The 13604-nt window shown below is 43.9% G+C and carries 15 protein-coding genes, 1 pseudogene and 1 other annotated feature; of the genes and pseudogenes, 3 read left to right on the top strand and 13 right to left on the bottom strand.

Annotated elements, in window-relative coordinates:
* Positions 1-353: 353 nt before the first annotated feature.
* The 10 genes from FN961_RS06125 to FN961_RS06170 form a co-directional block, all read right to left on the bottom strand.
* Positions 354-1130, bottom strand: a complete 777-nt coding sequence (locus FN961_RS06125; protein ID WP_143563674.1) for a substrate-binding periplasmic protein — start codon at positions 1128-1130, stop codon at positions 354-356.
* Between the two features lie 130 nt (positions 1131-1260).
* Positions 1261-1893, bottom strand: a complete 633-nt coding sequence (gene hisIE, locus FN961_RS06130; RefSeq protein ID WP_143563675.1) for a bifunctional phosphoribosyl-AMP cyclohydrolase/phosphoribosyl-ATP diphosphatase HisIE — start codon at positions 1891-1893, stop codon at positions 1261-1263.
* 62 nt (positions 1894-1955) lie between these two features.
* Positions 1956-2729: an imidazole glycerol phosphate synthase subunit HisF gene (gene hisF / locus FN961_RS06135; protein WP_143563676.1), complete on the bottom strand. Its 774-nt coding sequence runs from the start codon at positions 2727-2729 to the stop codon at positions 1956-1958.
* Between the two features lie 81 nt (positions 2730-2810).
* Positions 2811-3560: a 1-(5-phosphoribosyl)-5-[(5-phosphoribosylamino)methylideneamino]imidazole-4-carboxamide isomerase gene (hisA, locus tag FN961_RS06140; protein WP_143563677.1), complete on the bottom strand. Its 750-nt coding sequence runs from the start codon at positions 3558-3560 to the stop codon at positions 2811-2813.
* Positions 3557-4204 (bottom strand): imidazole glycerol phosphate synthase subunit HisH, encoded by a 648-nt coding sequence (gene hisH, locus FN961_RS06145; protein ID WP_143563678.1) that lies wholly within the window; start codon positions 4202-4204, stop codon positions 3557-3559. Before hisH ends, hisA begins: the two co-directional genes overlap by 4 nt.
* 49 nt (positions 4205-4253) lie before the next feature.
* Entirely contained in the window at positions 4254-5333 is a 1080-nt protein-coding gene (gene hisB, locus FN961_RS06150) for a bifunctional histidinol-phosphatase/imidazoleglycerol-phosphate dehydratase HisB (RefSeq protein ID WP_143563679.1), read from the bottom strand.
* Positions 5334-5397: 64 nt separating this feature from the next.
* Complete coding sequence (hisC, locus tag FN961_RS06155; RefSeq protein WP_143563680.1) at positions 5398-6441, bottom strand: histidinol-phosphate transaminase; 1044 nt, start codon at positions 6439-6441, stop codon at positions 5398-5400.
* A 2-nt stretch (positions 6442-6443) separates the two neighbouring features.
* The gene (hisD, locus tag FN961_RS06160) at positions 6444-7742 is read right to left on the bottom strand and encodes a histidinol dehydrogenase (protein WP_143563681.1); all 1299 of its coding nucleotides are present in this window, start codon (positions 7740-7742) and stop codon (positions 6444-6446) included.
* 4 nt (positions 7743-7746) lie between these two features.
* Entirely contained in the window at positions 7747-8646 is a 900-nt protein-coding gene (gene hisG, locus FN961_RS06165; RefSeq protein ID WP_143563682.1) for an ATP phosphoribosyltransferase, read from the bottom strand.
* A gap of 87 nt (positions 8647-8733) precedes the next feature.
* Positions 8734-8853, bottom strand: a sequence feature (His leader region).
* A gap of 244 nt (positions 8854-9097) precedes the next feature.
* Positions 9098-9961 (bottom strand): helix-turn-helix transcriptional regulator, encoded by an 864-nt coding sequence (locus FN961_RS06170; protein WP_143563683.1) that lies wholly within the window; start codon positions 9959-9961, stop codon positions 9098-9100.
* Positions 9962-10108: 147 nt separating this feature from the next.
* Between FN961_RS06170 and FN961_RS06175 the strand changes: the two genes are divergently transcribed.
* Both FN961_RS06175 and FN961_RS06180 read left to right on the top strand, forming a co-directional pair.
* Positions 10109-11047: a DMT family transporter gene (locus tag FN961_RS06175; RefSeq protein WP_143563684.1), complete on the top strand. Its 939-nt coding sequence runs from the start codon at positions 10109-10111 to the stop codon at positions 11045-11047.
* An 84-nt stretch (positions 11048-11131) separates the two neighbouring features.
* Positions 11132-11338, top strand: coding sequence for a cold-shock protein (locus FN961_RS06180; protein WP_143563685.1), 207 nt, complete (start codon positions 11132-11134; stop codon positions 11336-11338).
* A 108-nt stretch (positions 11339-11446) separates the two neighbouring features.
* Here the strand turns inward: FN961_RS06180 and FN961_RS06185 are convergent, their stop codons facing one another.
* The 3 genes and pseudogenes from FN961_RS06185 to FN961_RS06195 form a co-directional block, all read right to left on the bottom strand.
* The gene (locus tag FN961_RS06185) at positions 11447-12079 is read right to left on the bottom strand and encodes a DUF6058 family natural product biosynthesis protein (protein ID WP_143563686.1); all 633 of its coding nucleotides are present in this window, start codon (positions 12077-12079) and stop codon (positions 11447-11449) included.
* Between the two features lie 64 nt (positions 12080-12143).
* Positions 12144-12467 (bottom strand): annotated as a pseudogene (locus tag FN961_RS06190) (antibiotic biosynthesis monooxygenase family protein).
* Positions 12464-12802, bottom strand: coding sequence for an NIPSNAP family protein (locus tag FN961_RS06195; protein WP_143563687.1), 339 nt, complete (start codon positions 12800-12802; stop codon positions 12464-12466). Before FN961_RS06195 ends, FN961_RS06190 begins: the two are co-directional and overlap by 4 nt.
* Positions 12803-12889: 87 nt before the next feature.
* On the opposite strand from FN961_RS06195, the gene FN961_RS06200 reads away from it, so the two are divergent.
* Positions 12890-13594 (top strand): ArsR/SmtB family transcription factor, encoded by a 705-nt coding sequence (locus FN961_RS06200; RefSeq protein WP_143563688.1) that lies wholly within the window; start codon positions 12890-12892, stop codon positions 13592-13594.
* The last annotated feature ends 10 nt before the right edge of the window (positions 13595-13604 follow it).

Consider the following 13604-nt stretch of genomic DNA (forward strand, 5'->3'; position numbering starts at 1 on the left):
TAAACATTGGCATATAAGCTTAAAAAGTATTAATTTTTAGGGGGTTGGTGATAGAAGTTTAAATGAAAAGATGCGGGGTTATATTGTTATACCAATTCCATTAATAATGTGATCTTTCAGCGGGAGTTCAAAGCCCTGTAGGCAAGACGGAGGCTTGAAGCTAATAGTTATTCTATATCAAAAGCCTCTAACGTAGCATAAAGGGCTTTGAAACCCGCACTACGTGAGCCTCTCAGGCATTCCACTTCTGCTTTACATTAACTTAAAAGGGAATAACCATTTCTTCATCAATGTGCCTTAAATTAAAAAGCCTGAGCGGCTCTGAATTGATCACTTATTTAATGGAACTGGTATTAATGTTGGTATCGTTCAATTATCGCGTCTATTTCACCACTTTCTTTCAATTCTAAAATTCTACTTTCAATCATCTCAATCAAATCGTCAGGTAGCCCGTTACTGTAGGCCAGGTGAATGGGGTAGGAATGGATAACAGATGAAAAATCAGCAAATTGGTATTTGTGGCTCTCTTTACCTGACATCTTTAAGGTATAAAGTGCTCGATTTTTCATGGTGACAAAGGCTAATCCTCTCCTTGCTTTAAGCGCCATTAAGGCGTTTTTATGGCTGCCGACCTCTATTTTTGCTATCTGTCCACTCGCCAGATAAGCGTCTAAACCTGGGTAGGTAAAGCCTTTTAAGGTGATCACTGTATGGCCAAATAGATCTTCAATTCGAGAAAAATGAAACTGTGCTTTGGTTTCGGTAAGCAGTAAATGCGAGACATCGAATAGTGAATGTATTGATAGGCGGTTATTCTGAACTTCGACACTTGAGGTGTTGAACCAAGCGGGGGATCCATAGCTTAGCCAATGGCCATCTTTCTCTTTCTCCATCATATGCAGCATACGTTTAAATGGGTATGCCTTTGGTATCGCTGAAGCCGTCGAACCTTTAAGTACGCTGGTGACAATGTCACTGATAATACCCAGATGTTGGCCAGTATCGTCGATAATTTGCAAAGGCTCAGCTTGATGTTCGGTGACAAAATAGGTGACAGAGTGTGCATAAAGTAAGCTGGGAGATAAGGTACTGAGAATGAGGATGGTACGAAAAATATGCCAGTATTTCAAATTGATACCTTTGACTTACTTATTAAACATTAAGCTAACAAAGGTTGCAAGTATACTGTTGATTGAACGAGATTTAAATAATAAAGCCTCATTTCAGAGGCCTTGTTGTTTATCGTTTAAAATCACGCCGTTATTTGGATTTTATATGGCGCTTACGCAAATTATCAGTGATATCAGCTAGCTTAAGTTCCTGGTCTTCCAGTAGGACTAATAAGTGGTAGAGCAAGTCAGACGCTTCATCAATGAGTTCTGGTTTATCATGGGTCGCCGCGGCAAGGGCGGTTTCCAATCCCTCTTCACCTACCTTTTGAGCGATACGCTTAGTACCACTCTCGAACAGATGTGCGGTGTAGCTCGATTTTGGATCGTCACCTTTACGCGAAGCGATTAGGTTAGCCAAGTTATCCAAGAAAGGGTGTGCATTGCCATCGGGCCAGCAACTCTCGGTTTGCAGGTGGCAAGTTGGCCCATTTGGCAGCACTTGTACTAACAAACTGTCGTTATCACAATCTTTGTCGATGGCGACTAGCTTAAGCGTGTTACCTGAGGTTTCTCCCTTGGTCCACAAACGCTTTTTACTGCGACTAAAAAAGGTCACAGCGCCGGTTGTCACGGTTTTTTCCAATGCCGCTTTATCCATATAGCCGAGCATGAGTACTTTGCCCGTAAGATGGTTTTGCACCACGGCTGGAATAAGTCCATCTTGCTTGTCCCAGTCTAGGGCATTAGATAGCGTCGCATTGTCGATATTCTTGTCTGTCATGTTCAATCCTTTTACTCAAGCTTTTAGCATAAGCTGTAAAATGGGGGGAAGTTGTCAATGTGTTAGCAGCGGATCGTGATACTGTGCTTGGCTAAGTAGGCTTTTAGCGCATTGATGTCGATGATCCCTTTATGAAATACGCTTGCGGCAAGCGCTGCATCGACTTTAGCAGTCTCAAATACGTCTTTAAAATGAGCCATGGTGCCCGCACCGCCGGAAGCAATAAGTGGCACATCACAAATAGCCCGCACTATTGAGAGCTGTTTTAAGTCGTAACCTTGACGAACGCCGTCTTGATTCATCACGTTAAGCACGATTTCACCGCAGCCCTGTTTTTGCACCTCTTCGACCCAGTCTTGGGTAAACCATTGCGTGTCTTTAGTGGCAGATTCATCACCGGTGAACTGCTTCACTTTATAGCTGTCACTCAACTCATCATAATAGGAGTCGATACCTATCACGATACATTGACGCCCGAACTCATCCTGCAAACGTTTAATTAAACTGGGATCGCTAAGTGCGGGTGAGTTTATCGATATTTTATCAGCGCCAAAGGCGAGTTTTTCACGAGCTTGTGCCAGAGTCTTGATGCCGCCGGCGACGCAGAAGGGGATATCGATGCGTTCGGCAACTCGGCTCACCCAGCTTTTATCAATTACGCGGTCATGGGCACTGGCGGTAATATCGTAAAATACCAACTCATCGGCGCCTTCCTCGGCGTATCTTGCGGCCAAGGGAACGATATCACCGACAATTTCGTGGTTGCGAAACTGCACACCTTTAACCACTTTGCCGTCTTTGACATCAAGGCAAGGCACGATTCTTTTAGCTAGCATAAAAAACCTCCACCGAATTTGAGGTTACAGCTACCGTCATAGAAAGCTCAAGACAAGGAGCTGTTATCGTTTTGGTTAGCATTACTCTGCTCCTGTTGCATTGGGCCAGCACGTGATGGCTTGCTCAACCGTGAAGTTCTCTATCAATAGGGCCTTGCCGATGATGATGCCATTGGCACCGCTGTCTCTGACCGCTGCCACATCGTCAAGGGTGGCGATACCGCCAGAGGCTTGCCATTGTATCTGTGGATAGGCACTGGCAATCTCTTGATAGAGTTGGGTATTGGCTCCTTTTAATGTGCCATCACGGCTAATATCTGTCACTAACGCGTGTTTGAGTCCAAACAGTTTAAACGCTTCAACCAAGGATTCTAAGGTTTTACCGCCGCCGGATTGCCATCCCGACACCGCGACTATTTTCTCTCCCTGCTCATTGATATTGACATCCAGTGCCAAGCAGATGGCATCGGCGCCATATTTTTTAAACCAGCTTTGTACTAAAGCCGTTTCTTTAACGGCGAGGGAGCCGATAACGACGCGTTTAACGCCTATTTCAAGTAATTCGGCCATTTGCGCTTCACAACGAATGCCACCGCCTACCTGAATATTTGCATCCAAACCGTTTACGAGTTCAGCAATCAGTGTTGTTTGACGCGCTTGTGGGTCTTTAGCCCCAGTCAAATCCACAATATGAAGCCAGTTGGCTCCTTGATCTTGATAGGACTTAAGCTGCGAAAGCGGGCTTAAATCGAACGTGGTTTTCTGGTTATAGTCGCCCTGATAGAGACGGACTACTTGGCCTTCAATAAGATCGATTGCTGGAATGATCATCTCATCGTCTCCTGTAAAATAGCGTTTAATGATGCAGTGTCTAAGGCTAAAAAATTACGCAAAATGGCTGCGCCCACAGCTGCACTTTTTTCTGGGTGAAACTGTACGCCCATAAAGTTATCTTTGGCGATAGCTGCGCTAAAGGTTTCCCCGTACTGGCATTTGGCGATGGTGTACTCGCTCACTGGCGCTCGGTAGCTGTGAACAAAATAGAGATAGCTTCCCGCTTCAATGCCATTAAAAAGGGGATGGGCCGAGGGTTCAATTTGATTCCACCCCATATGTGGTAGCGGTTGACCTTGGCTATCAAGTTCAGTGGTGTTTGTCGGAATAAGCCCTAAACATTCACAATCAATAAGTTTGCCGCCTTGCTCTTTCGAGAGTGTTCCCATCATCTGCATGCCTAAACAGACCCCAAGTACAGGTTGTTTCAGCCCTTGGATAAGCTCAACTAGCTGTTTATCTCTTAGTGAGGCCATTGCCGCCCCCGCAGTGCCAACGCCGGGAAGCACGACTCTTTGTGCTGCTTTAATCACCTGATGATCGTCGCTGACGATAACATCATCAGTGAGACGCTCGAATGCATAGCGCACTGAGCTTAAGTTGGCGCAGCCGGTATCGATAATGACAGTGGTCTGGCTCATGGGGTTTCCTTTTGAGTTAAGCTCACTGTTGTTGAGTTCTCAAACATGGTTAAAGTACCCCTTTACTCGATGGTAGACGGTCACCTTCCACTTTGACTGCTTGACGTAACGTACGACCTAATACTTTAAACAGGCTTTCAACTTTATGGTGATCATTGTTGCCATTTGTCGTTAAATGCAGCGTACAGCGTAGACCGTCGGAAAATGAGCGGAAAAAGTGTGGCACCATTTCGGTGGCCATCGCGCCGACAAGCTCGCGTTCAAACTCACCTTCAAACTTAATAAACGGGCGACCAGACAGGTCGAGCAAACATGCTGCACTGGCTTCATCCATCGGAATGGCTTGTTCAAATGCATCACCAAAACGGGCAATACCACGTTTATCACCTAGAGCTTGTCTGAGCGCGTCACCTATTGCCAATGCGGTATCTTCTACACTGTGGTGATCGTCAATTTCAAGATCGCCATCGACAACCACATCCATCTTAAAGTTACCGTGGGTAGAGATCTGCTCTAGCATGTGGTCGAAAAAGCCGATGCCAGTTTCAATACTGCCTTTCTCTTGTGAATCTAAATCGATGGTGACGCGAATATCGGTTTCTTTCGTTGTTCGAACGACTGTGGCGACTCGTTCACGGATTAACAGTTGTTCAGTGATGTCACTCCAGTTTAGAGTTTCACGGTTATATTGCAGACCTTTAACGCCCATGGCGTCGGCAAGACCCATATCGGTGTGGCGATCGCCGATGACTGCTGAGCGGGTAAAATCGACCTTGCCTAAAGTAAGGTAGTCTTTTACTAGGCCCAGTTTAGGTTTGCGGCAACTGCAGTTTTCATCATCGAAATGTGGACAAAGTAACACGGCATCGAAAATCACACCTTGGCTCTCTAAAATCTGCATCATCATATTTTGAGGCGCATCAAAGTCATCTTTTGGAAATGAAGGCGTGCCGAGTCCATCTTGGTTACTGACCATCACAAGTCGGAAGCCTGCATCTTGTAGCTTGAGTAGAGAAGGGATGAGTAGTGGCTCAAATACGAGTTTAGCCAAGCTATCGACCTGTTTGTCTGTTACAGGCTCTTCAATCATAGTGCCGTCGCGGTCGATAAATAAGATGTTCTGCTTCATGTTGTGTTAACCCTTAAATTTGTTCAATGCTGTTGATTATTTTTGAAAGTATCTAGCCAATAACCTATTGGGTTAATACATTTATAAGTGCATCTGTATCGGCTTGGTCGCTGAAACTAAATCGAATACAGTTAGCCAGCCTTGGATCTTTATAGGCTCTGGCGACGATACCGGCGGTTTGCAGCTGCTCGCTGACTTTTGAAGAATCAAATTCTGCCAGTACAAAGTTACCGTTTGCAGGTTGCACCTTAGCGCCAATGTTTTGCAATGCATCACTTAACCGAGCGCCACAGGCTTTCAAACTAGCAACCTGCTCTCTCATTAATGAAATGCCGTCTTCACTTAGGGCTGCTGTGGCCATTTGAGATACCGGCAGTGGCACAGGGTAGGGAGCAATAACACGCATCACCATGTCGCAAATCTGTGGGTTTGCCATCAAAAATCCACAACGAGCCCCAGCCAATGCAAATGCCTTCGATAATGTTCTTAATACGACTAAGTTGTCATATTTTTCAATGAGCGGTGCGACACTATACTCTGGACAAAATTCAATATAAGCCTCATCGACAACGACGATAGTATCGGGTAACTGCTTAATGACCTGTTCGATATCTGCTTTGTCGATAACCGTGCCTGTTGGATTATTGGGGTTACAGATAAAGACAATTTTTGCCCCTTGAGTTTGGCTGACAATATCACTTGGCAATTGGTACTCAGGTGTTAAATTTAACGCCTTAACCTCGACATTAAACGTTTTTGCGCTGATGGCGTACATGCCATAAGTGGGGCCAAAACAGGCGATAGAATCCTTACCTGGATTACAAAAAGTGCGAATAAGCAGTTCTATTGCTTCATCGGCGCCGCGACCAGTAATAATGCTGTCAACGCTGACACCACTGTACAAGCTGTAAGCAGAGATAAGCGCTGGTGGCTGGCACTCTGGGTAACGGTTTATATTTGCTAGATCTGAGTTATTAAAAGGTGACTCGTTGGCATTTATCCAGATATCGCCACGGCCGCCGATGCGTCTGGCAGATTGATACACCTCAAGCTCCAATAACTCTGGTCTTGCAAGACGCTGGGCGAGGGTTTGTGGTTGCTTACTCATGTTTACCCCTTTGCCTCTAATGATGCTAAACGAATGGCGACGGCATTTTTGTGTGCATCGAGCAGTTCTGCTGCAGCGAGGGTCATGACTGTTTGGCCTAATCCCTGTAAACCTTCGGCGTTCAACTCTTGTACCGTAAAACGACGGGAAAAGTCGGCAAGGGACAAGCTAGATACAGCGCGACTGTAGCCATAAGTGGGTAACACGTGGTTGGTGCCGCTGGCATAATCACCCACTGATTCCGGCGTATAAGCGCCTAAAAATACTGAGCCCGCAGCGCGAATTAAACTAAGCAGTTCACGGGGGGCTTGGGTTTGAATGATTAAGTGTTCAGGTCCATAACGGTTAGAGACCGCCGTGGCTTCATCCATTGAGTTGACGAGTAAGGTGCGACTCGCGCTCAATGCGGTTGCGGCAATCTCTTTACGACTTAACTGTGCCAACTGCTGTGTCAGGCAGACATTAACTCGCTCGGCTAATGCCTGTGAATCAGTAACCAGCATGACTTGAGAATCCGGCCCGTGCTCTGCTTGTGACAATAGGTCGGCGGCAATAAAATCTGGGTTGGCATCGCTATCGGCAATGACCAGAACTTCAGAGGGACCAGCGGGCATGTCAATACTGACCACACAGCGACTGTCTTGAGATACTAGACGTTTCGCTTCAGTCACATAACGGTTACCAGGACCAAAAATCTTATCTACGGCTGGAATGCTTTCAGTGCCAAAGGCAAGCGCAGCAATGGCTTGAGCGCCGCCAACTTGGAAAATCTCAGTGATCCCGCTGGCTTTAGCTGCATAGATAATGGCATCATTTATCGGTGGTGGAGACACCAGTACTCTTTGCTTACACCCAGCGATTTGAGCTGGGAGAGCGAGCATCAGTACGGTTGAGATTAACGGTGCACTGCCACCTGGAATATAGAGGCCGACTTTCTCGATAGCCTCCGATCGTAATTCACAACGGATCCCGTTTTGGGTCTCGACACTGACAGGCACAAAAGCTTGCGCCTTATGAAATGTATCGATATTACTGCTGGCTTGCTCAATCGCCTTTTTTATCTCAACATCGACGCGCTCACAAGCCGCATTAATCTCATCAACTGACAGCTGTAGCCTCTCGGTGCTGACACCGTCAAATTCGAGGTTATAGGCTTTTAATGCCTGATCTTTATCTTGCTGCACACGATTGACGATATTGAGCACATTTTGCTCCAGACTGACATCACCCACTAAAGGTGAGCGAGCCAGTGCCGCAGTTTGCTCAGTGTCAGTCAATTGTGACCAATTGAGGATCTCCATGGTGTTACCCCATCATCTTTTCGATTGGCATAACAAGAATCGAACTGGCACCAAGCTCCGTGAGTTCCTCCATGGTGTCCCAGAAAAGATCTTCGGTACTTACAGCGTGGATAGCCACTCGGTTGGTGTCATCATTAAGTGGCAATACGGTTGGGTTTTCTGCGCCAGGAAGTAGGGCGACAATCTGCTCTAATTTGTCGGTTGGCGCGTGTAACAAGATGTACTTGCTCTCTTTAGCGCGCACGACACCGTTAATGCGTGACAGAATTTTTTCGATAAGCGCTTGTTTTGCTGGTGTTTGAGTTTTTGCAGATTGGATGATGCAAGCGTTAGAGCTGTAGATAACCTCAGTTTCATATAAACCGTTAGCTTCTAAGGTTGCACCAGTTGACACTAAATCACAAATAGCATCTGACAGCCCAGCGCGTGGGGCCACTTCAACAGAGCCTTTAAGCATACAGTCATTGTAGGTGATCCCTTTGTTCTGCATATAACGGCGAAGCAGGTTAGGGTAAGAAGTGGCGATGCGTAAGCCTTCAAGTGACGTGGCATCTTCATAGTTAAATTCGTTTGGTACGGCTAGAGAGAGACGACATGCACCGAAATCCAACTCTCGTAATTTAATGCAAGTCGATGGTTTGTCTAAGCGTTCACGATCAATCTGTTCCTCTTCGAGAACATTCTCACCTATGATACCAAGGTCAACGACACCGTCCATAACCAGACCCGGAATATCATCGTCACGAACACGTAATAGATCGATTGGCAGGTTATCTGAGTGTGCAATAAGGCGTTGTTCATTGATGTTGAATTTGACACCACAGCTTCTTAAAAGCTTCATGGACTCTTTAGAGAGACGTCCTGATTTTTGAATGGCGATACGTAATCTGTTTGACTCTGACATGATGGTATTCCTATAAGTTAATTCAAATATCTGTTTAATGTTGTCTCTAACTGATATCAAATCATTATTTATCAGTTAGATAAGCTAAAACGAAAAACCCCCGGAATTCCTTCCAGGGGTTTTTGATATATTTGAATCAACCGCCAGAAGGAAACAGTCCTTCGGCAGTGAGCTTCCGAAGGCTACCGCATATGGTGATGATGATGCATAGTGTTCAGAAGCTTTTTCATAATCTGGTCTCTAGTAATGTTAACGAGCCTGATGGCTCAATAAAAAACGATTAGCTTGTGCGCTAACCCTTGGTAATTAAACTAAACACTTTGAGAAGTGATTGCAATAGCTAATTTATATATATGAATACTCTTCACTTATAACTTAGATGATTAAGTGAATATTGAGTGTGTTCTCTTGGCGGGACAATCAAAATGAAAGGCTTGACTGTTTTCTGAGATTAGAAAAGACTTTTTTGGAAAGCTTTTGGCGTCACTCCCACCAGAGATTTAAAATTGCGGCCCATATGGCTTTGATTTGAAAAACCTGCTTGCAGTGAAATGTCCATGAGACTGCCAGTATTGTTTTTTATGCCGAGTTTCACCTGCTCAATCCGAATATAGGTTAAGTACTCCTGAGGCGTTCTCGCAAAGCTCTCTTTGAACATTCGACAGAAGTGATATTCACTGAGCTGGGCAAGTTCGGCGAGCTCTGAAAGGTAGATTTGTCGATGAAAGTTAGCGTGAATAAATGCTTTTATCATCTTAGCAATACGCGGTGAAAGTCCACCTTTTAAGCCCTTGACTGTCTTGGTCATCCCGCTGTTTTGCAACAAGGACACTAAGATGGTGTTGGTGACTTGCTCCAAGGCTAATGGACTCTCATTCTGCCAATTCATATCAGCCATATTGTGGCGAAACAAAGATTCAAGCCCAGGATTTTCAAAGAAGGTTAACTCTGGCAGAGCGATGGTTCTAGGATCCATGTCGAACACTTTTAGTGCGAGCTGTTTAAGGTAGTTATCATCAAAATAGAGGTGCATAAACTGTTGAGGCGTGCCCAGTTGCCAGCGGCTTTCACTGTCTTTTGGCATTAAACAGAATCGACCCGGTGCACCATAGTTTGATTGAATGTCTGTTCGGTGGGTTTCATAACCCCCACACAGATACATGCTCAGGGTGTGTTGTTGGTCGTTGACGTAGAATAAGCGCTCTTGACTGTTTTGATAATGAGCCCAGTTGAGATTCTCCGTTAACGCATGTCGGCGGAAACAGAGCTTATGTGACTCATTAAAACTGATGTACTTATGTTGACTCTTACTCATGACTAAATACTAACGCTTGGAGTTCGAACTCACAATCCTGTGACAAAACTAACCGCAAGATCGTGTTAAGTTTGCCTGAATAGTGACAGAAACCCATTAAAGATAGAGGCACACTCGTCGAACGAATGTGGTTAGTTGGAATGAAGTATGAACGTGATCTTATATGGGTTAATGATTTTTGTTTGGGGGTTCTCATGGATTGCGATTAAGTGGCAGGAGGGCGATACGCCGACGGAAGTATCGATTTTCTATCGATTTGCCATTGCTGCTGTTTTTATGTTTGTTTTTGGCGTTGTGTTTCAAAAGTTACAAGCAACAACTAAACGACAACACCTCTTTTTTGCACTGCAAGGCTTATGTCTTTTTTGTTGCAATTTTCTAGCGTTTTACAGTTCAACTCACTATATCGCAAGTGGGCTTACGGCGGTGGTGATGGCAACGGCTCCTCTGTTTAATGCTGTTCATGGCAAACTCATTTATGGAACCGCTATCAAAGAGAATTTTTGGCTGGGAGTCACAGTAGGGCTAGCGGGTATTGGTTTGTTGTTCGGGGCTGATTTGATTCAAGCCAATTGGTCGACAGAATTGCTTTACGGTTTATTGTTCTCGCTACTCGGCACTTGGTGTTTTTCGATGGGCAACATGATCAGTGTCCATAATAGCCGCAATCAAATTCAACCCTACACAGCGACCTGTTATGCAATGATGTATGGCTGTGTTGCACTGTTGATTATTATCAACCTGAATGGCCATAGTCTCGATGTTGACATGAGCCCACGATATGCTGCCAGCTTATTGTATCTCGCGATTCCTGCATCGGTGATCGGATTTACAGTATATTTGATGCTGGTGGATAGGTTAGGGGCAAATCAAGCGGCTTACCTTTTGCTTATCACACCCATTGTCGCACTCGCCACCTCTAGCTTTTTTGAAGGGTATAACTGGACCCTGTATTCTACATTGGGTCTTGCCTTAGTTATTGCCGGGAATTTAATGACACAAATCAGAAAATCAGTACCTAGAAACCTATACTATTTGGTGTGTAAACTTATCGGTCGAAAAATAATCAACAAAATCTTGAGTTAATAGGTTTAAATCTGATTGTTTTTTACACTATACTGCCTGAGCAGGATACTGCGATAATTCAATATCATAAATAAAGAGTCGAATATGAGTAAAGGTACAGTTAAGTGGTTCAATGCAGATAAAGGTTTCGGATTTATTACCCCAGAAGATGGCGGTAAAGACCTGTTTGTTCATCATTCTGAGATCCGAAGTGGCGGTGGTTATGCCACGCTAAATGACGGTCAGTCTGTTGAATTTGATGTCGGCGAAGGTCAGAAAGGACCATGCGCAACTAATGTTATTCCAGGTTAGTCTTACTGAGCTGAATACATTGTTAGGCAGATCAAGATAGTAGAAATAAAGCTTAAGCCAGTGTCAGCCTTGCTCCACTGGCTTTGTTTTATCTGTTTATTCACTAAACTAGCGCGTTAATGTATATAACCGACGAACTTCATCGACCAATCGATGTCTTGAACTTTTTAGCCGCTCGTGAGGGGCAAACATAGCACTAGACTTATCCAATAAATTAACGGCTTTGGTTAATTCCGTTAGATCAATTCCTGTTTCATCAAGTGCTAACATCTCATTAATCTGTAATATGGCGACCTCTTTAGCGGCAATATCTTCAGGAAGTCCTGAATGAGTGCATAAGCCATATATACCTTCAAGAAAGCTCTTCCATTCCTGTTTAATATGTAAGTTTAATGCTGAGTTAACTGTATTATCATCGGAGTGATGCCCACTATTTTTCAAATATGTGATTGCTTTGGTGTAGCGTAGTGCAAAAAGATTAAAAACAGTTTGGGGATCTTCAGTTACCTTGAGAATACCAAGCCATGATAAATAGCCCTTGGCGTAATATTCGATTTCACTTTGATCGTTAAACTCTCCAAAAAATGAATGGCTGGTATAATGTAATTTGAGTTTATAGGAACACTTTGGCATCACATTTTGCTGTTGGAAATTAAGCAGCTCTGTTTCTGTGATCTTTGCTAAATCCAGTAATTGTTGTTTTGTAAAATAATTATTATTCAAATAGTTAATAAGATTCATTGTGACTAATTTCCTAATGAAAACTGACTAAGAGAGGGTTGATGAAAATGATGAGTCTTTAATGTTATTTTGGAGCTTGAGATCGATTTTCCATCCCGTAATCACGTAGAATCTCAGCAACACGTATTCTGTAATCATCGAACAAGTCTGTTCGCCCTTTTGCTTAGGCTTGTCGGTGCAACATTTGCTCTCTCCAAGCTTGCACTGCATGTTCATCTTTCCAGAATGATAATGAAACAAAGCGGTGTTGATCATTAAGGCTTTGAAAACGCTCTATTGAAATAAAACCATCTATTTCAGATAGCTGCGTAGCTAATTCAGCTGCAATGTTAAAGTATTCAAGCATGCCATCACTCTTGAGGTTGACTTCAAAAATGACGGCTATCATGGTTGTGCCTGCGCTGGTTGCTGATAAGTTTTTGACACGACTTTTAAAAAAGAACGTTTTTCTTCAATGATAAACTGCTCATTTTGTGCGAACAGAAAGTTGTTTTTCCCATGTTCATCTTCTTTTAATCTTGCTCGGTACTTTTCATAGTCAGCTAAGCTATCGAAGCTAATCAAGCCGAAGGCTCTATCGTTGGTTCCTTCGTGCGGCAGAAAATAGCCAACTAAATCTCCACAACAAGATGGGATAATCTCTGCCCATTTTTCAGCGTACTGATTAAACATATCGAGTTTCGAGGGATTTATTCTGTATTCAATAAAGCAGGTGATTTTCATAGATGTGTCTCCATTATTTTTTCAGACAGTTTAGTCACTGAAAAATGTTATGCTTCGATGGGCATCGAACTATAGAGACGGTATAAAGTGGAACCAAATATATCATTCATTGCAAGTCTGATCGGCGACTCAGCTCGTTCACGTATGCTAATGGCTCTGTTGGGCGGAAAAGCACTGACTGCCACAGAGTTGGCAGTAGAAGCTGACATTACTCCCCAAACTGCCAGCAGTCACCTGAGTAAGCTTGTCGACGGGAAATTATTAGTTGTTAGAAAACAAGGGCGACACAAGTATTTTCAATTGCAAGGCTTAGCAGTCGCCGAACTGTTAGAGAAGTTGTTAAACATCACATCGAGTTTTGAATCACCGATGAAAAAAACCGGTCCAGACGATCAAGGACTTAGAAAAGCAAGAGTCTGTTATGACCATCTCGCTGGCGAATTCGGTGTCGCCCTTTATGACGCATTAGCTAAAGGTGGATACATCATTGATAAGGCTAGTGAAACCATGTTGACGGAAAAAGGACTGATGTTTTTCAACGAGTCCGGTGTGAATGTTGATGACTTTTCGAAACATAAACGTCCAATATGTAAGTCCTGTTTAGATTGGAGTGAACGGCGAAACCATCTCGCCGGTTTGTTAGGGCAATGGATATTAATGGATATTTTTAATCGTGGGTGGGCAACGAAAAACTTAGACTCAAGAGCGATTCTGTTTACCAGAAGCGGTGAAAAGTCATTTTGTAATAAATACGGTATCTCGGGTTTGTCTCAATCAATAAAAAGTACTTAGCACTTCAGTC

This window comes from Shewanella hanedai, from assembly GCF_007197645.1.
Lineage (GTDB): Bacteria > Pseudomonadota > Gammaproteobacteria > Enterobacterales > Shewanellaceae > Shewanella > Shewanella hanedai.

Bases quoted from the DNA above. Each gene is read 5' to 3' on its own strand.
- hisB (WP_143563679.1), bottom strand. From the start codon at position 5,333: ATGAAGCAGAACATCTTATTTATCGACCGCGACGGCACTATGATTGAA.
- hisA (WP_143563677.1), bottom strand. From the start codon at position 3,560: ATGATCATTCCAGCAATCGATCTTATTGAAGGCCAAGTAGTCCGTCTC.
- hisC (WP_143563680.1), bottom strand. From the start codon at position 6,441: ATGAGTAAGCAACCACAAACCCTCGCCCAGCGTCTTGCAAGACCAGAG.
- hisH (WP_143563678.1), bottom strand. From the start codon at position 4,204: ATGAGCCAGACCACTGTCATTATCGATACCGGCTGCGCCAACTTAAGC.
- hisG (WP_143563682.1), bottom strand. From the start codon at position 8,646: ATGTCAGAGTCAAACAGATTACGTATCGCCATTCAAAAATCAGGACGT.
- hisF (WP_143563676.1), bottom strand. From the start codon at position 2,729: ATGCTAGCTAAAAGAATCGTGCCTTGCCTTGATGTCAAAGACGGCAAA.
- FN961_RS06175 (WP_143563684.1), top strand. From the start codon at position 10,109: ATGAACGTGATCTTATATGGGTTAATGATTTTTGTTTGGGGGTTCTCA.
- FN961_RS06180 (WP_143563685.1), top strand. From the start codon at position 11,132: ATGAGTAAAGGTACAGTTAAGTGGTTCAATGCAGATAAAGGTTTCGGA.
- FN961_RS06185 (WP_143563686.1), bottom strand. From the start codon at position 12,079: ATGAATCTTATTAACTATTTGAATAATAATTATTTTACAAAACAACAA.
- hisD (WP_143563681.1), bottom strand. From the start codon at position 7,742: ATGGAGATCCTCAATTGGTCACAATTGACTGACACTGAGCAAACTGCG.
- FN961_RS06195 (WP_143563687.1), bottom strand. From the start codon at position 12,802: ATGAAAATCACCTGCTTTATTGAATACAGAATAAATCCCTCGAAACTC.
- FN961_RS06170 (WP_143563683.1), bottom strand. From the start codon at position 9,961: ATGAGTAAGAGTCAACATAAGTACATCAGTTTTAATGAGTCACATAAG.
- hisIE (WP_143563675.1), bottom strand. From the start codon at position 1,893: ATGACAGACAAGAATATCGACAATGCGACGCTATCTAATGCCCTAGAC.